Source organism: Sphingobium sp. GW456-12-10-14-TSB1, from assembly GCF_059424385.1.
Window position 1 is genome coordinate 983464 of the sequence record NZ_JBWKZI010000002.1, and the last position, 16034, is coordinate 999497.

General features: G+C 61.5%; 15 protein-coding genes. 9 read left to right on the forward strand and 6 right to left on the reverse strand.

Annotation, left to right across the window (positions count from 1 at the left end; genetic code table 11):
* Positions 1-12: 12 nt before the first annotated feature.
* Genes AC07X9_RS21675 through AC07X9_RS21690 form a run of 4 tightly spaced genes read right to left on the reverse strand, consistent with a single transcriptional unit; the run spans position 13 to position 5267 of the window.
* Positions 13-882, reverse strand: a complete 870-nt coding sequence (locus AC07X9_RS21675) for a DeoR/GlpR family DNA-binding transcription regulator (RefSeq protein WP_017181243.1) — start codon at positions 880-882, stop codon at positions 13-15.
* Positions 879-1388 (reverse strand): DUF3237 domain-containing protein, encoded by a 510-nt coding sequence (locus tag AC07X9_RS21680; protein WP_241763565.1) that lies wholly within the window; start codon positions 1386-1388, stop codon positions 879-881. Before AC07X9_RS21680 ends, AC07X9_RS21675 begins: the two co-directional genes overlap by 4 nt.
* A 1-nt stretch (position 1389) precedes the next feature.
* Positions 1390-3087 carry an alpha/beta hydrolase family protein gene (locus AC07X9_RS21685; protein WP_017181245.1) on the reverse strand — a complete coding sequence of 566 codons (1698 nt, stop codon included), beginning with the start codon at positions 3085-3087 and terminating at the stop codon, positions 1390-1392.
* Positions 3087-5267: a TonB-dependent receptor gene (locus AC07X9_RS21690; RefSeq protein ID WP_017181246.1), complete on the reverse strand. Its 2181-nt coding sequence runs from the start codon at positions 5265-5267 to the stop codon at positions 3087-3089. Before AC07X9_RS21690 ends, AC07X9_RS21685 begins: the two co-directional genes overlap by 1 nt.
* 217 nt (positions 5268-5484) lie before the next feature.
* Here AC07X9_RS21690 and ku point away from each other — a divergent pair, with 217 nt between their 5' ends.
* The 4 genes from ku to AC07X9_RS21710 all read left to right on the forward strand — a co-directional run bounded on the left by ku (position 5485) and on the right by AC07X9_RS21710 (position 11733).
* On the forward strand, positions 5485-6354 hold the full coding sequence (ku, locus tag AC07X9_RS21695; protein ID WP_017181247.1) for a non-homologous end joining protein Ku: 870 nt from the start codon (positions 5485-5487) through the stop codon (positions 6352-6354).
* On the forward strand, positions 6354-6827 hold the full coding sequence (locus tag AC07X9_RS21700; RefSeq protein WP_017181248.1) for an MgtC/SapB family protein: 474 nt from the start codon (positions 6354-6356) through the stop codon (positions 6825-6827). Before ku ends, AC07X9_RS21700 begins: the two co-directional genes overlap by 1 nt.
* Entirely contained in the window at positions 6827-9331 is a 2505-nt protein-coding gene (gene ligD, locus AC07X9_RS21705; RefSeq protein ID WP_017181249.1) for a DNA ligase D, read from the forward strand. The genes AC07X9_RS21700 and ligD overlap by 1 nt, the downstream gene beginning before the upstream one ends.
* A 242-nt stretch (positions 9332-9573) precedes the next feature.
* Positions 9574-11733 (forward strand): dipeptidyl-peptidase 5, encoded by a 2160-nt coding sequence (locus AC07X9_RS21710; RefSeq protein WP_017181250.1) that lies wholly within the window; start codon positions 9574-9576, stop codon positions 11731-11733.
* A gap of 69 nt (positions 11734-11802) precedes the next feature.
* On the opposite strand, the gene AC07X9_RS21715 is transcribed toward AC07X9_RS21710, so the two are convergent.
* Together AC07X9_RS21715 and AC07X9_RS21720 are read right to left on the reverse strand one after the other, a co-directional pair.
* A complete protein-coding gene (locus AC07X9_RS21715; protein ID WP_017181251.1) occupies positions 11803-12246 on the reverse strand; it encodes a DoxX family protein in 444 nt (147 codons plus the stop codon).
* A 49-nt stretch (positions 12247-12295) separates the two neighbouring features.
* Positions 12296-12571 carry a BufA1 family periplasmic bufferin-type metallophore gene (locus tag AC07X9_RS21720; protein WP_019052323.1) on the reverse strand — a complete coding sequence of 92 codons (276 nt, stop codon included), beginning with the start codon at positions 12569-12571 and terminating at the stop codon, positions 12296-12298.
* Between the two features lie 210 nt (positions 12572-12781).
* Here AC07X9_RS21720 and AC07X9_RS21725 point away from each other — a divergent pair, with 210 nt between their 5' ends.
* The 5 genes from AC07X9_RS21725 to AC07X9_RS21745 all read left to right on the forward strand — a co-directional run bounded on the left by AC07X9_RS21725 (position 12782) and on the right by AC07X9_RS21745 (position 16024).
* Positions 12782-13321 carry a sigma-70 family RNA polymerase sigma factor gene (locus AC07X9_RS21725; RefSeq protein WP_017181253.1) on the forward strand — a complete coding sequence of 180 codons (540 nt, stop codon included), beginning with the start codon at positions 12782-12784 and terminating at the stop codon, positions 13319-13321.
* On the forward strand, positions 13318-13959 hold the full coding sequence (locus AC07X9_RS21730) for a DUF1109 domain-containing protein (RefSeq protein WP_017181254.1): 642 nt from the start codon (positions 13318-13320) through the stop codon (positions 13957-13959). Before AC07X9_RS21725 ends, AC07X9_RS21730 begins: the two co-directional genes overlap by 4 nt.
* 111 nt (positions 13960-14070) lie before the next feature.
* Positions 14071-14340: a BufA2 family periplasmic bufferin-type metallophore gene (gene bufA2 / locus AC07X9_RS21735; protein ID WP_017181255.1), complete on the forward strand. Its 270-nt coding sequence runs from the start codon at positions 14071-14073 to the stop codon at positions 14338-14340.
* A gap of 59 nt (positions 14341-14399) precedes the next feature.
* A complete protein-coding gene (gene bufB, locus AC07X9_RS21740) occupies positions 14400-15230 on the forward strand; it encodes an MNIO family bufferin maturase (RefSeq protein WP_017181256.1) in 831 nt (276 codons plus the stop codon).
* Complete coding sequence (locus tag AC07X9_RS21745; protein WP_017181257.1) at positions 15227-16024, forward strand: HvfC/BufC N-terminal domain-containing protein; 798 nt, start codon at positions 15227-15229, stop codon at positions 16022-16024. The genes bufB and AC07X9_RS21745 overlap by 4 nt, the downstream gene beginning before the upstream one ends.
* Positions 16025-16034 lie beyond the last annotated feature (10 nt).

Here is a 16034-nt window from a genome sequence, read left to right on the forward strand (position 1 = left end):
ACGGCATGCTGATCACGCCGGGTCTGTCGCGATGACCCGAACGCCCATTTCGGCACAGATTTGTGCAAGGCGCGGATCGGTGATCCGGTCGGTTACGAAGGTATCGACATCGTTCATCGTCGCGAAGCGCACCGGCGCGTGGCGAGAAAGCTTCGAGGAATCCGCGACAAGGACAACATGACGGGCATGCGCGACGATCGATTGCGAAACCTTGATCTCGTCTATGTCGAAATCGAGCAGATTGCCATCCGCATCGAGCGCGCTCGCACCGATTACCGCATAATCCACCTTGAAAGCGCCGAGGAAATCGACCGTGAGCGGACCTACAACAGCGCGGTCCTCCGCCCGCAGCCGACCGCCCGCCACGATGACCTCTATCCCCCGTGCATCGGCAAGTATTTCGGCGACATTGAGGTTGTTGGTGACGACCATCAACCGTTGGCGCTGGGCCAGGAAGGTGGCAACCGCTTCCACGGTGGTGCCGATATTGATGAAGAGCGACACACCGTCCGGCACCAGATCCGCTGCGGCTTTGCCAATCCGGCCTTTCGCGTCGGCTGCCATGGCCTGACGCGAATGATAGCCGATATTGTCGAGCCGCGATCGCAGCATGGCTCCGCCCCGCACGCGTGAAACCGCGCCCTGCTCGTCCAGCTGGCGTAAGTCCCCACGGATCGTCTGTGGCGTTACGCCCAACAACTGCGCCAGATCCTCCACCTTGGCATGCCCGGCGCCACCAAGATGCTCGACCAGTCGCACTTGCCGCACTGCCGCCAGGTCGCGTGAGGCGTTTTCGTCTGATTTGGGTCGTTGAACCATGCCATCCCGCATAGACATAATCGTCGTGGAGGCCAAACCCGACGGATGCGGCGCTTTGGTCAAAGGACTTCATAGAAGCGCACAATGACTTGGCGAAGCTGGCCGCCAAGCACTACCGGCTCGATCGTCGAGGTGAAGACCGACTTGTTAAGCCATTCATGGTTGCCGAGCGGAGCGGTGAAAACGGGGTTCGCCCGTGCATAAGCGATACGCTGGCCGTCTGCCGCGCACGCAAGGCCCAGGTTGCGTACATGGATCAGAGCCTCGTCATGCGTGCGGATGAAATAATCGGCGACAATCTCCGTACATCCATCCTTGCGGATCAGTTGCCAGTCTGCCCCGCCGGGAACGACTGCCCCGCTCAAGGCCGGACCGCTGACTGTGCCGCCCAGCAGAGCGATTCTGTTCCCGGTGCCATGCGGCCCTTCGCCGGCCGGTTCGCTCGGCCCTAGATCAACGCGTTCCTCGAAAACGAACCGCAGTTGCGGCGCGCCGGTGGATGCTGCCGCCGCTTCCGCTGCATCGGTCAGGAGCATGGAGGCGGCGAGAGCCGCAACAAAGCGCCTCATGTCACACTCCGATCGGTTGGGTGGCGACGAGAAGCCAAGTAACGAATAGCCCCGACACAAGGGCGCCCGGCACGACCGAACCATGGCTGCGCTGCGACACGGCGCCGAACAGGCCGACAAAAGCCAGAATCACCGCAAAGCCGATCGCCGAAATCACGCGCAGTCCCTCTCCAGGCATAAGCAGGTGACCCGTGGCCGCCAGCACGCCATATTGGGCAACGAGGAAAAGGGCGAACCCGCCAGCCAGCGCAGCCATGGCACGGGCCACCGCGCCGCCCATGCTGCCGACATCAAGCGGCGAAACGGCCTGTATCAGTTGCAGCGAGCAGAGACAGCTCATCACGAAGAAGGGCGCATAAAGAAGGAAATCGCGCGCGCGCTCCAGCGAGATCGGACGGATGGTGATGAACCACCAGGAAGGATTGACGTGAAGCTGCTGGTCCGCCCCCAGCACCAGCAGGTAAGCGGGCAACAGAATGATCGCGGCAAGCGCCAATGCACGCGGCACCTCACGCATGCCCAGACCCCCGGCCTTGCGCCGCAGCATGAATAGGGAGATCAAAGCGCTGAGCAGGGCCCAACCTGCAAACTGGTTTGTGAATGTCTGCCGGAAAAGGGCGTTCTGGCCGAGCAAGGCTTCGGTCGCCATGCAGGCCGGAATGAACAGCAAAGCGGGGAGAAGCGCTATGGCGACAAGTTTGGCGATCGGCCTGGCCCCCGATGGCGGCGGGGCCGGATTCTGCTTGGGCGCGGACCTTGTGGCGAAAAAAGTTGCCGAAGCCGCGATCAATCCGGCTATCAGCAGGGGCACTGCCATGAGCGCCACGAAATTACCCGCCTCCCGCCACGGCCAGACCTGATCCGTGACGTCAAGCGCCCTGCCCCCGTCCAATGTGCGACTGAACCAGTCGAGCGCAGGGGTGATGCCGGCGGACGACTGGTGCAACCATGCATGGGTCACGGCGGGCGTCAGCAGCATGCGGGCGTTGCCATCTGCGATCCGACCGTAGAGGCGCCCCGGTACGATCGGTTCGGTACTGCCGAACAGGTCGCGCAGCTTCTTGACCGCGCCGGTCGCCAGTGGCGATTCAGGCCCCCACATGAAGCCGCCAAATTCGTCGCGCGTCCCGAAAACGACCAGCAAGTTTTTCGGGAAAGCCCGTGTGCCCTCTGGCGCAAAGGGCGCCCCAACGCTTGAGCCTTCCAGCACGAGCGAACGATAGCCGTCGGGCATCGCTTTGGCCGCGCTGAGCACGGTCCACCCGCCCATGCTGTGTCCCTCCAGCCCGATATTGCGGCGATCGACGAAAGGCAGGCTGTGAAGATAGGCGAGCGCATCCGGGCCGCCAAAACCATCGGCGAAGGCGACGGGGTCGCTGCCGCCATGTCCGCGCTGGTCGGGCGCCAGCACGACATAGCCTCTGCGGGCATATTCAGTTGCAAAGTTGGCCTGCATCTCCGCGCTGTTGAGATAACCATGGACGGCAAGGATGGCAGGTGCGGGCTTCGCACTTGTCGCTGCGCGCGGCCGGAACAGCAATGCTCGCATTTGCGCGCCGCTTGCGCCCCGGAAATGGACCTCCGAAACAGTCACGCCGTCGCCGGTCTGGATCGCTGAAGCGAGGAAGAGCCCGGCAATGGCGACGAGACTGGCGATCAGGGCGACAAGCAGCCCCGGATTGGCCCTGTACGGCATCATCAGAATTTCGCCTGAAAATCGATGCCGTAGCGGCGCGGATAGGGGACAGTCCCGAACCGCAGGAAGGTGTTCGTTTCGATACCGACGCCAACCAGCGTGTCGTTTCCGGTCAGATTCTTGCCCCACAGCCCGACTTCATATTGCCCGTCGTCAAAGGAAACGCCGATCCGCGCATTATATTCTTCGAATCCCGGCGTACGGCCAAGGCTGAAGGGAAAGACCTTGTCGTTATAGGCCGTGAAGAACTGAGAGCTTTTGTGGACCATGTCGCCATGGAGCGTCAGTTCGGCCGAAGCGCTGAGCGGAATCCTGTAGTCTGCCGCGGCGCTCATCGAGAATTTGGGCGCTTCGATCATGCGATTGCCGGCAAGGTCCGTACCGTTGAGTATCAGGCTCGTATATTTCGCGTCGAGCAATCCAAGTCCGGTCGATAGCCGCAACTGTGGCGTGATGCTGGCAGTGATTTCCGCCTCTATGCCATTGATCCGGGATTTGCCCGCATTGACCAGCGCCTGGTTGATCACCGAAATCGAATCGATGAACTGCTGATCCTTGAACTGATAGTGGAATGCAGACAGGTTCAATGTCACGCGCCGGTCGAACAACCGGCTCTTGATCCCGGCTTCATAGGCGTCGAGAAATTCGGGCTTGGCGGTCGTCAGGTCACCTGGGAACACAACCGCACCCCCGTTAAAGCCGCCGCTGCGATAACCTCGCGCATATTGGACGAACGCCATGAAATCGGACGATGCCTTGTATCGCAGGCCCAACCGGCCACTGGGCTGGGTCTCGGTATAATCGACATTGGTCGTCGGAATGCCAAGGCCGGGAATGTTCACGACCGACTGGAAATTGCGCATTTTCGCCTTGTCATGCGTCACTCGGACACCGCCATAGAGGCTAAATGTCGGCGAGAAGTTGAAGCTACCGTCCATATATGCGGCATAGGAGGTCCGCGTCTGACGATAGGTTTGCCGCGCGTCGAAGCCTCCGTCGAACTGCGACACATGGAACAGGTTGTCGAGCGTATCGCGGAAATAATAAAGGCCCGCGATCAGGTTAAACGGTCCGTCAAACTGCGTCGCAAGACGAAGATCTTGTGAATATTCCTTTGTCCTTGCCTCGAAATCCAGAGCCAACAGATTGGCGGCACTGCCGTCACCGTCAACTTCGTTGAGGAAATAGCCCTTAAGGTAGGAGGAGATGGACGTCAGCGCGACATTGCCCAGATCCTTGTTGAGCGTGAGACTGACGCCATCGCCGCGTACCCGGATGCGACCGTCCCGGTCATAATAGCCCTCGCGCGGGCCGAGCAGTTCGCCGGTATTGGGGTCACGGCGCGGGTCAAATCCGAATGCATTGGTGTTGCCTGGCAGATATCCCGTGACGTTGGTGCCGACGGCTTCGGGTGCGCTACGGGTGAAACTGTAGCGCAGGGTTGCGTCGAAGCCCGCATCATCCTTGTATTTAAGCGCGGTGCGGATCGCGACCTTGTTGAAGTTCGACTTGTCACGTCCTCCTGGCAACAGATTCTTGACGAAACCGTCGCTGTCGCTGGTATTGAAAGAGACGCGCAAGGCGAGACGATCTTCGACAAGTTGGGTATTGGCCGCGCCCTGCAGGCCAACATAGCTATAATTGCCAAGCTCGGCCGAAATGAAGCCCGAATTGTCGAATTGCGGCGCCCGGGTGATATAGCTGACAGCGCCACCCACGGTTTCCTTGCCGAACAACGTGCCCTGGGGACCGCGCAGCACCTCTACCCGGTCCATATCGAACAGTTGCGCGCCACCGAGGAAGGAAGCGCGGACGAAAACTTCGTCGTAGAAAATGCCAGTGGGCGAGGAAGCGTTAAGGTCGAATGCCGACTGGGCGATGCCGCGGACCGAGAATTTGGGCTGGTCCTCATTGCCCAGCACGCTGACCGAGAGATTGGGTGTCTGTCGGGCGATTTCGGTGCCGCTGCGCATCTGTAGCGTGCCGAGCGAAGATCCGGCGACCGCAGTGATCGAGATGGGAACGTCCTGCACGCTCTGTGCCCGCTTCTGGGCCGTGACGATAATCTCGTTGGGATCGCTCACGACCGCGTTAGCCGCCGACTGATCCTGCGCCGAAGCGGGAACTGCGAACGCGGCGGCAAGGCTGGTGGAGATGAGCAGGCTCAGATGACTGGTGCGCAAGATGATTCCCTCCCGAAAAGCCGCATCTCTCTGACGGGATGACGGCATGTTTTCTTCGCTCTTTTTCGCTGCTTTTCGTTTCCGAAAATAGCGGGCTATTTGAATCGCGGCTGACGATCAGGCCGCTTGCCGATCGGGGGGACTTGCTTGCCGCTGCGTGCCAGTGCGGCGGTGGAACCAACCTTGCGGCCATACGCTGATAGCGCGGAGGTAATGCATGCCCGCACGCGCATATTGGCAGGGTCAAATCAAGCTGGCGCTGGTTTCGATTCCGGTCGAAATCTATCCTGCCACCAAGTCTGGACCGGCCATATCCTTCCGCCAGATCCACGAACCCAGCGGCAAGCCGATCCATTACGACAAGGTGGTCAGCGGCATCGGTCCGGTCGATCGCGACGAAATCTTCAAAGGATATGAGATTTCCAAGGGCAATTACGTCCTGTTGGATCAGGAAGAGATTGAGTCGGTGAAGATCGAGAGTCGCAAGACTCTGGACCTCGTTCAATTTGTCGACGCCGATGCGATTGATGTGCTTTACTATGAAAAGCCCTATTTCGTGGTCCCCGCCGACGATCTGGCGGAGGAAGCCTATACTGTGCTGCGCGATGCGCTGCGGCAGACGAAGAAAGTCGGCCTGGGGCAGTTATCCGTGCGTGGGCGCGAACAACTGGTGTCGCTCAAGCCCTGCGGACGCGGGTTGGTGCTGGAAGTGCTGCGCTATGCCGATGAAGTCAACAAGGCCCAGAGCTATTTTCGCGGACTCCCTGGCGATGAGGCTGACCCGGAGATGCTCGACCTGGCCGTTAGCATCATCGAGAAGCGCACAGCCCCCTTCGAGCCGGAGGAGTTTCACGACCGCTATGTCGATGCGCTTCACCGTCTGATCGACAAGAAAAAGAAGGCGAAGGGCAAGCGGATCATCGAGGATGTCGACGATGAACCGGCCGGGGCCAAGGCAGGCAATGTCATCGACCTGATGGCCGCACTGAAAAAATCCGCTGGATCGGGCAAGAGCGCGACCACAAAAAGCACCGCCGCCAAGGCCAAGCCCAAAAAAGCCGCAGCGTCAAAACGCAAGAGCGCGTGATGGAACTGAACCCCGTCACGCCCCTCCATCTGATCGATGGCCCCGTGCTGCTACGGCTGGGTGCTGCGGCGGTGCTGGGCCTGTTGCTGGGCATGGACCGGGAATTGCGTGGCCATGCAGCGGGCATGCGGACCCACGGCCTTATCTGCTTTACCGCGGCGCTAATGACCGTGTGCGCCATCGCCCTGCATCTCCAGTTGCAAGGCGGGGGCAATATCGACCCGTTGCGCGTGTTCGAGGCAGCGGCCGCCTTTACCGCCATCATCGCGGCCGGGCTGATCGTATTCAGCAAGGGCGAGGTCCGCAACCTGACGACCGCAGCGCATATCTGGCTGGCGGCGGTTATCGGCATCGCCTGCGGCGCGGCGCTCTGGCCGCTGGTCGTCAGCGCGACGATCGTGGCGATCATCATGCTCACCGTCCTGGGCTTTGTCGAACGCCGCTGGCTCGATCCGCTGGATCGGACGAAATGATGGCCAGAAAGGATGCCCTTTCCACCTACAATGCCAAGCGGGATTTCGACCGCACGCGCGAACCCAAGGGCAAGGTGGCGAAAACAGGCGGCAACAGCTTCGTCGTGCAGAAACATGCCGCGACCCGCCTGCATTGGGATTTTCGGCTGGAAATGGACGGGGTGCTCAAAAGCTGGGCCGTAACGCGAGGGCCAAGCATCGACCCGGCCGACAAAAGGCTGGCCGTGCGGACGGAGGATCACCCGCTGGATTATGGCACGTTCGAAGGCTTGATCCCCAAGGGCGAATATGGCGGCGGCACGGTAATGTTGTGGGATCGCGGCACCTGGGAACCGATCGCAGGAAAGAGCGCTGCCGATATAGAGGATGGGCACCTGCATTTCATTCTGCATGGGGAGCGGATGAAGGGCGAGTGGCTGTTGGTGCGGATGAAAGGGCGTCCCAAGGAGAAGCGCGAAAACTGGCTGTTGCGCAAGATTGACGACAAGGAGGCCGGGTCGGGCGATGCGCTGGTCGAACGTGCGCTTACCAGCATAGTGACGGGCCGATCGATGGCGGAGATTGAGGCCGACAAGGCTGGCGAACAGTCCCTTGCCGGGGCGCATGGCAAAGGCTTCGCTGCGAAGATGGCGGCAGCGAAGGATCATACCGCCAAAATAAGCGACAGGCGGAAAACGCGCGCCACGGCCCTGCCCCGCTTCGTGAAGCCACAACTCGCCACGTTGGTGGATGCCGTGCCGACCGGGAACGATTGGCTGCACGAGATCAAATATGATGGCTATCGCGCGCTGATCGCCGCAAGCGGGCAGAAAGTGACGCTTTTTACGCGCAACGGCCTGGACTGGACCGAAAAATTCGCGCCGCTCACGGGTGCGATCGCCGCGCTGGACCTGCCGCCGTGCCTGATAGACGGCGAAGTGGTGGCGCTGGACGGCAATGGCAATCCCGATTTCTCGACATTGCAGCAGACGCTCAAGCGCGGGCATGGGCAGGAGGATGCGACACGGCCGCTGCACCTGTTCGCCTTCGATCTGCTTTCGCTCGATGGGCAAGACCTCAAGGGGCTGCCCACCATCGAGCGCAAGGAGCGGCTGGAAGCGCTGCTGCATCAGGCGGAATCGCCCATCCATGTCTCCGATCATGTTCTGGGGGCCGGAGAAACCTTGTTCCGATCGCTTTGCGAGGCCGGGCAGGAAGGCATCATCTCCAAGCGCGCCGACGCGCCATATCGCAGTTCCCGAACCCGCAGCTGGGTGAAGGTCAAATGCACCCGGCGCCAGGAGTTCGTCCTTGTCGGATGGACCAGGAGCAATGCCAGGGGACGTCCTTTCGCGTCCCTGCTGCTCGCCCAGCATGAGGGGCAAAAGCTGGTCTACAAGGGCAAGGTCGGGACCGGCTTCGATAGTCAGGCGATGGACGAACTGGACAAGGCCATGGCCCGCTTGGCAACCGACACGGCCCCGGTCGACGTGCCCCGCGCGGAGACGCGCGGCGTAAGCTGGATCAAGCCGAAGCTGGTTGCCGAAATCGCCTTCGCCGAATTCACTGCCGATGGTCGCGTCCGTCATGGCAGCTTCCTGGGTCTGCGTGCCGATAAGCCAGCAAAGACGGTGAAACCGGAAAAGCCCGCGCCTGCCCCTGTGCCGAAGAGCGCGATCGACATCAGCAGCCGTGATCGGGTCATCTTCCCCGAAACCGGCCAGACCAAGGGGGAACTGGCGGATTATTATTCCCGCATAGCGCCGCTGATGCTGCCTTTCTCCGCCAACCGGCCCATCAGCCTGGTCCGCTGTCCACAAGGGCGAGCGAAGAAATGCTTCTTTCAGAAGCATGACAGCGGCGCCTTCGGACAGGAAGTCCGACAGATGCCCATTCGCGAGAAAAACGGCGGGTCGGAAGATTATATCTATGTCGACAGCGCGGACGGCCTGCTGGCCTGCGTCCAGATGGGGACGATTGAATTTCACGGCTGGGCCAGCAGAACCGACGATGTGGAGAAGCCCGACCGTATGATCTTCGACCTTGACCCGGACGAAGGACTGGACTTTGACAAGGTGAAGCGAGCGGCCAAGGATATACGCGATCATCTCGCTGACATCGGGCTTGTCTCCTTCGCGATGCTGTCGGGTGGCAAGGGCGTGCATGTCGTCGTACCGCTGACGCCCGGTCACAACTGGGACACGCACAAGGATTTCGCGTCGCGCTTCGCCCAGGCTCTGAGCGCCGCAGAGCCTGACCGCTTCACTGCGACGATGAGCAAGGCGAAGCGAAAGGGCCGCATCTTCATAGACTGGTTGCGAAACCAGCGTGGCAGCACGGCCATCCTCCCCTATTCCGCCCGCGCCCGCCCCGGCGCGCCTGTCGCCATACCGATCGACTGGGAAGAACTGGACAGGATGAAGGACGCCCATCCCTTCTCCATCGATGATCCCGACACCCTGCTGAAGAGGAGCAAAGGCCTCAAAGGCTGGGGATTTGCAGCGCAAGCCCTGCCGGAAATTTGACCTGGCTCCAAAGCAACCGGGCCCAAGGAAGCGCGCTACCTTCGCGGACCATTGCCCGTATCCCGCAACTATGCGTGTTCGGGCGATCGCCGCTCAAGCGGCGAATGGATCGACTTCCTTCTTCCGTCCGCCGTGAAGGTGACGCATATGCCTATGTTATCGCTGCCGGTTCGGGCAGCTTCGATAGAATGAGGCCGCGCGGCCCACAACTGCTGCGCCGCCGTCTTGGAACAGGATTGACTATGGGAAAGATCGCACATTTTCTGGTGTCCGCGGCGATGGTCGCGGGGCTGAGCGCCACGCCAGCGTTCGCCCAGCCCAAGCAGGTGCTCACGCATGAGACGCTGTGGATGATGAAGTCGGTCGGCGCGCCGCTGACCAGCCCGGACGGCAAATGGGTCATCTATTCCCTGCGCGAACCATCCTATGCGAAGGATGAATCCGTCAGCGATCTGTGGATCGTGCCGACCGACGGCAGCGCGGCTCCGCGCAGGATAACGTCGAGCAAGGCGGGAGAGAGTGATCCGGCCTGGGCGCCCGACAGCCGCCGCATCGCCTTTTCTACCAAGCGCGAAGGCGATGATGTCGCGCAGATCTACATCCTCGACCTGGCGGGTGGCGAAGCCCGGCGCGCGACGGACGTGCCGACGGGTGCGGCCAGACCGCAATGGCGACCCGACGGGCAGGCGATCCTGTTTGAAAGCATGGTCTATCCCGGCGCAGTCGACGCGGCGACCAACAAGAAGGCAGCCGATGAGCGCAAGGCGCGCAAATTTTCCATGCGCGTCTATGAACATTTCCCGATCCGCTACTGGAACGAATGGCTGGACGATCGCCGCCCCAGCCTGTGGGTCCAGCCGCTAACCCAGGGCGCGGCAGCGCGTGACATCATCTCCACGACGCAACTGGCGAAAATGGAGGGATTTGGCGGCTCCCCGCGCAATGATGGCGGCGCGAGCCTGTCGCCCATATGGAGTCCCAATGGACAGGAAATCCTGTTCATCGCCACGACGCAGCGGTGGGATGCAGCCCATGCACGGGTCAATTACGGCCTGTACCGCATGTCCGCCGACGGTGGCGAACCGACATTGGCCACGCCGGTCCTGGGCGAATATGGCGATCCCAAATTCACACCCGACGGCAAAAATCTGATCGTCAAATTCAACAGCCAGGGCGATGAAGTATATGATCTGGCCCGACTACATCGCGTTGCGTGGCCCGCTGGCGGCGCTGCAACGCTGCTGACCGGCGCGTTTGATCGCGAAGTGGATGGCTACGCCGTGACGCCTGACAGCCGGACCTTGTTTCTGACCGTGCCTGACGCAGGTCTGGAGCATGTCTATCGCGTGCCGGTTGCCGGTGGAAAACCCGAACTGGCGATCGCGGCCAAGGTCGGCGGCTATACCGCCATAGACATTCCGTCCGATGCCAAATCGACCGAGTTGATTGCCAGCTATGGCAGCGCGGTGAACCCGGCGGAGATTGTCCGCATCGACCCCAAAAGTGGGCGTCATCGCAATCTGACCAACGTCAACACGGCACTTGCCGAAACGATCGACTGGTCCAGCCCCCAGCATTTCTGGTTCACCAGCGACAGGGGACGGCGTATCCACAATATGGTCGTCACGCCGCCCGCATTCGACGCGACGAAAAAATATCCCCTGATGGTGCTGATGCATGGCGGCCCGGCATCGTCCAACGCTGATCAGATTGGTCTGCGCTGGAACTACCATCTTCTGGCCAGCGCCGGTTATGTCGTGCTGCTGACCGACTATACCGGATCAACGGGTTATGGCGAAGCCTTTGCCCGCGCCATCAAGCTCGACCCGTTGCGCGGCCCTGCCAACGAAATCAATCAGGCTGTGGACGAGGCCGGCAAGCGGTACGGCTTTATCGACACCACCAATGCCTGTATCGGCGGCGCGAGCTATGGCGGGCATCTTGCCAACTGGATGGAAGCCACGACCACCCGGTACAAATGTATCGTCAGTCATGCCGGTGAAGTCGATCTGCTGACCCAATGGGGCACCAGCGATTTCAACTATGGGCGCGAAGTGGCCAGCGGCGGCCCGCCCTGGGGCGACAGCAAGGTCTGGCGCGACCAGAGCCCGATCACATATGGCAAGGACTGGAAGACCCCGATGCTGCTGACCGCAGGCGAAAGGGACTATCGCGTGCCGATGTCGAACACGCTGGAAACCTGGTCGACGCTGCAACGGATGCAGGTGCCAAGCCGCCTGCTGATCTTCCCGGACGCATGGCACTGGATCACCAAGCCGGAGGATAGCCGCCAATTCTATCGCGAGGTGCAGGGCTGGCTGGCCCATTATCTGAAAGGTGCGCCTGCGGTGAAGGGCGGGCCGATCACATCCACACCCGCCAGCGCTCCGGCGGCGGAATGATCGGACGGTTATAATATGAAAAAATGCCGGCGGATCATTCGATCCTGCCGGCATTTGTTCGGCCTCAACTCAGCGATCCGACCTTCGGCGCAGCAGCGCATCGGCTGACCAGGCGCCTCCGCCGCGCGCGATGAGGGGCAGCAGGATGGCAATCCAGCTAAGATGCGTCGGCCAGGCGTCGGGATAGACGAAAATTTGGATGACCAACGTCATCGTAAGGAGAGCCAGCGCTGAAAAACGCGTACCCAGCCCCAGCACGAGCAGGATAGAGAAAAGATGTTCCGCCCCGGTGGCCATGGTCGCGGCGATGTCCGGCGGCACCAGCGGCAGCGCATATTCGGTACGAAACAGCTCATATGTGCCGTCCGTGATGGTCAGGATACCCTCTACCTTCGTGCGTCCGGACAGGAAGAATATGGACGCGATGGCCATACGGGCGACGAATAGCAGCAATGCATCCGGCAACATCGCGGCGATGCGCCGAGTGCAACGATCATGGATTGGCACAAGCATCGATCATCTCCAGCAGGGCCGGGACGAAGGCACGCCCCGGCCGCTTCGGTCAGGCCTTGGGCGTCAGCGATCCGTTACCCTTGGGCGTCTTGATCGATGTGCAGGTGCCTGCCTTGACCAGCTTCCAGGCGTTGCCCTGATAGTTGACCTTGGACGTGCCCGCGCAGCTGGTGCCGGGGCCCGCAGCACAGTCGTTCTTGCCGGCGAGCGAGACGCCGTAGCATTTTTCCATCTTCGGCTTTTCCTGGGCATGGGCAGGCATGGCGAGCGCGGCTGCCGAAGCGATGGCGATGCTCGCAGCGAGCGCGGCATGGGTGGTACGCATCATGATGTCCTCTTTGATCCTGGGCCTCTTCACGCGGTCCGGACAGGCCGGACCGCGCGGTGACCGGGGAGGAGGCTGGGGAAAGCCCGTGTCACGTCGGCAAGTTCGTGACAGGCGCAAATCCGGTTACAGACATTTCGCGCGAAAATTTTTCGCGCAAAGCTGTAACCTGGCCACGACTTCCTCCGAACATGCGAATGAGGAGACAGAATGCAGACCACAGAGGAGCATCTGCGTGCGTTGATGATCGATGGGCTGAATGGCGACGCCAAGGCCCATGAAGCATTGCTGCGCCTGCTTGTTCCGCTGCTGCGGGGCTTCTATCGGCGTCGGCTTCGCGGCGCTGACGACGATGTCGAGGATATGGTGCAGGAAACCCTTATTGCCGTTCATACCCGCCGCGCCACCTACGACCGAGAGCGCCCATTCACCGCCTGGCTGTACGCGGTCGCGCGATACAAAATGATCGACCACCTGCGCCGCGTCGGCCGTCTGCGGCCGATCGAGGATTACGATGAATGGCTCACCGCTGCGGATTTCGAGGCGAGCAGCATCGCCCGGCTGGATGTGGACGACCTGTTGCAAGGGCTGCCTGACAAGCAGGCGCGGGCGATCCGCGCCACGCGGATCGAGGGACTGAGCGTCGCCGAGGCGGCAAGCGCGGAGGGTATAGGGGAATCGGACGTAAAGGTTTCGGTACATCGCGGACTGAAGGCGCTGATGGGTCGGGTACAAGGAGCGCTGCGATGAACACGGACGATCTGGTCAGGCATCTGGCCAAGGAAACGCGCCCGGTCGGTCGCAATAGCGTCGCGCGAAGGCTGGCCATCGGCATGGCCGCCGGAGGAACAGGATCGGCCATATTGATCCTGATCGCGCTTGGGATGCGGCCGGATCTGGGCACGGCGATGCAGGGCACATCCTTCTGGATGAAATGGGGCTATACCTTTTCCCTGGCGGTCGCCGCATTGATGACAACCGCGCAACTCGCCCGGCCCGATAGCGGTCGGCTGCGTGGCCTGTGGCTGCTCGTGATCCCGGTCGTCCTGCTGGCGGGCATAGGCTTTCTCGAACTGGCGCGGACTCCGTCGTCCCAATGGCTGGCGATGTGGCTGGGCGAGAGCTGGAAAAGCTGTCCATGGATGGTCCTGTCGCTGTCCGCGCCGATCTTTGCGGGATTGCTCTGGTCCTTCCGCAGGCTCGCCCCTACGCGGCTCAGGGCGGCCGGGGCGGCGGCGGGCCTTTCTGCCGGCGCATTTGCGGCGACCGTCTATTGCCTGCACTGCCCCGAAGTGTCGGCCATCTTCGTTCTGACCTGGTATTCGCTCGGCATCGTGTTGGCGACCCTGCTCGGCATGCTGGTGGGACCAAGGCTGCTGCGCTGGTGAGGCGACACAGCGTTCCAGCAGGAATTTTCGTTCGCTGCTGTAACCAGTCGACCGGCGGGACCGAAAGACAGGAGCCATCGTGGCGCAACCTGCTTTTTTGGAGAATCCCTCATGCTCACTCTCAACACTGGCCTTGGCATCGCCGCTTCCGCTGCCTCCATCGCGATCGTGGCTGCCGCCGCTGCCCCGGCCATCGCGAAGGATAGCGCCGATACGAAGGTCGTGCATTGCTACGGCATCAACAGCTGCAAGGGCACGTCCGATTGCAAGACGGCCAGCAACGAATGCAAGGGGCAGAATGTCTGCAAGGGCCACGGCTTCAAGGCCATGACCGTCAAGGCATGCAAGGCTGCTGGCGGCAGCCTGACCGAACCCCAATAACATTCGAAAGCCCGGCGCTCCCGTCAGCGCCGGGTTCCCTTGCAGCAGGGAGCGTCCTGATGATCCCGTCCTTCTCCGGCTTCGGCCTTGGCCTGCGCACGCCGCACTATGCCGACTTTTTCGACCGCGATGTCGCCGTTGATTTTCTGGAGGTGATCTCCGAAAATTTCATGGTCGATGGTGGTCGGCCCCGGCGGATATTGCGCGACATTCGCGCCCGCTATCCGGTCGCGCTGCACGGCGTGTCGATGTCGATCGGTTCCGCCGACGGCATCGACGGCTTATATCTTAACCGCCTGCGCGCACTCGTCGACGAGATCGAACCGCTGTTCGTGTCTGATCATCTGAGCTGGTCGCGGATCGAGGGGTTCAATTCCCACGACCTCCTGCCCCTGCCCTATACGATGGAAGCGCTCGATATTGTCTGCGCGAACATTCATCGGGCGCAGGATGCGCTGGGCCGCGCCATGTTGATCGAAAACCCGTCATCCTATCTCGATTTCGCGTCGGGCGACATGACTGAGTGGGAATTTCTGAACAGGGTGTGCGCACGAACGGGCTGTGGCCTGCTGCTGGACGTCAACAACGTCTTTGTCAGCGCCAGCAATCACGGCTTCGATCCGATCGCCTATCTGGATGGTGTCCCGCATGATCATGTGCGTCAGGTCCATCTTGCCGGCCATAGCCAGGGCGAACATCTGCTGATCGACACGCATGATCGGCCTGTCCCCCCGTCGGTATGGGACCTTTACGCCCATATCCTGCCACGCCTTGGCCCCGTGGCGACGATGATCGAGCGGGACGATGACATACCGCCTTTGGGGGAGCTGCTCGCGGAACTGGGCACCGCGCGGACGATCGCCGCTGGCGCAGTGAGGGCAGCGGCATGAGCCTTCTCGCACTTCAGCGCGACATGCGCGACTGGCTCGTGCGCGCCGATATGGCTGCCGCTGCGCGTATCCAATCGTCCTGCGAGGCGGGCTTTGCCGTCTATCAGAATAATTACCGGTCCCAGCTCGTCACCTGCCTTGAAAGCAGCTTTGCGCGAACCCGTGCCTGGATTGGCGAGGAGAGGTTTCTGCATGCCGCCGCGCATCATATCGACGATGTGCCGCCAAGCAGCTGGACGCTCGACGCCTATGCGCATGATTTCCCCGTGACGCTGGCAAGGCTCCAACCGCACGATCCGGAAATCGCGGAAATCGCCTGCCTGGAACTGGGGCTGGAAGAATTGTTCATCTCGGCGGACGGCCCGGCGGTCGCGCTGGATCATCTGCACGACCTTGACTGGGAATACGCCTTATTGACGTTCCAGAGGGCAATCGACCTTGTTGACCTCAAGACGAATGCCTTTGCCATCTGGTCCGCTTTGGTTGCCGGGGAAGAGCCGCCAGCGTCCCAATATCTGGGGACGCCTGAAACGGCGCTGTTATGGCGTCAGGACGAACAATGTCGCGTCAGGACCATCGACGCTATGGAGTTGCAGACGTTGCTTGACCTGCGTGGCGGCCTGCCCTTCGGTGCGGCATGTCGAAAGGTGACGGTCCAGCTAGGCGAAGATCGCGGCATAGCGCTTGTCGGCCAGTGGCTGGGGCAATGGCTGGCCGACGGCCTGATTGCTGCGATCACCGCGCAGGACAAGCCCGTCGGTTCCGGCAATCCCCGGCTGGAGGGGCCATGCTGACGGGGCCACG

Excerpts from the sequence above, each read along its gene's own strand:
- AC07X9_RS21680 (WP_241763565.1), bottom strand. The coding sequence starts at position 1,388 with ATGAGGCGCTTTGTTGCGGCTCTCGCCGCCTCCATGCTCCTGACCGAT.
- AC07X9_RS21685 (WP_017181245.1), bottom strand. The coding sequence starts at position 3,087 with ATGATGCCGTACAGGGCCAATCCGGGGCTGCTTGTCGCCCTGATCGCC.
- ku (WP_017181247.1), top strand. The coding sequence starts at position 5,485 with ATGCCCGCACGCGCATATTGGCAGGGTCAAATCAAGCTGGCGCTGGTT.
- AC07X9_RS21700 (WP_017181248.1), top strand. The coding sequence starts at position 6,354 with ATGGAACTGAACCCCGTCACGCCCCTCCATCTGATCGATGGCCCCGTG.
- ligD (WP_017181249.1), top strand. The coding sequence starts at position 6,827 with ATGGCCAGAAAGGATGCCCTTTCCACCTACAATGCCAAGCGGGATTTC.
- AC07X9_RS21710 (WP_017181250.1), top strand. The coding sequence starts at position 9,574 with ATGGGAAAGATCGCACATTTTCTGGTGTCCGCGGCGATGGTCGCGGGG.
- AC07X9_RS21715 (WP_017181251.1), bottom strand. The coding sequence starts at position 12,246 with ATGCTTGTGCCAATCCATGATCGTTGCACTCGGCGCATCGCCGCGATG.
- AC07X9_RS21720 (WP_019052323.1), bottom strand. The coding sequence starts at position 12,571 with ATGCGTACCACCCATGCCGCGCTCGCTGCGAGCATCGCCATCGCTTCG.
- AC07X9_RS21725 (WP_017181253.1), top strand. The coding sequence starts at position 12,782 with ATGCAGACCACAGAGGAGCATCTGCGTGCGTTGATGATCGATGGGCTG.
- AC07X9_RS21730 (WP_017181254.1), top strand. The coding sequence starts at position 13,318 with ATGAACACGGACGATCTGGTCAGGCATCTGGCCAAGGAAACGCGCCCG.
- bufA2 (WP_017181255.1), top strand. The coding sequence starts at position 14,071 with ATGCTCACTCTCAACACTGGCCTTGGCATCGCCGCTTCCGCTGCCTCC.
- bufB (WP_017181256.1), top strand. The coding sequence starts at position 14,400 with ATGATCCCGTCCTTCTCCGGCTTCGGCCTTGGCCTGCGCACGCCGCAC.
- AC07X9_RS21745 (WP_017181257.1), top strand. The coding sequence starts at position 15,227 with ATGAGCCTTCTCGCACTTCAGCGCGACATGCGCGACTGGCTCGTGCGC.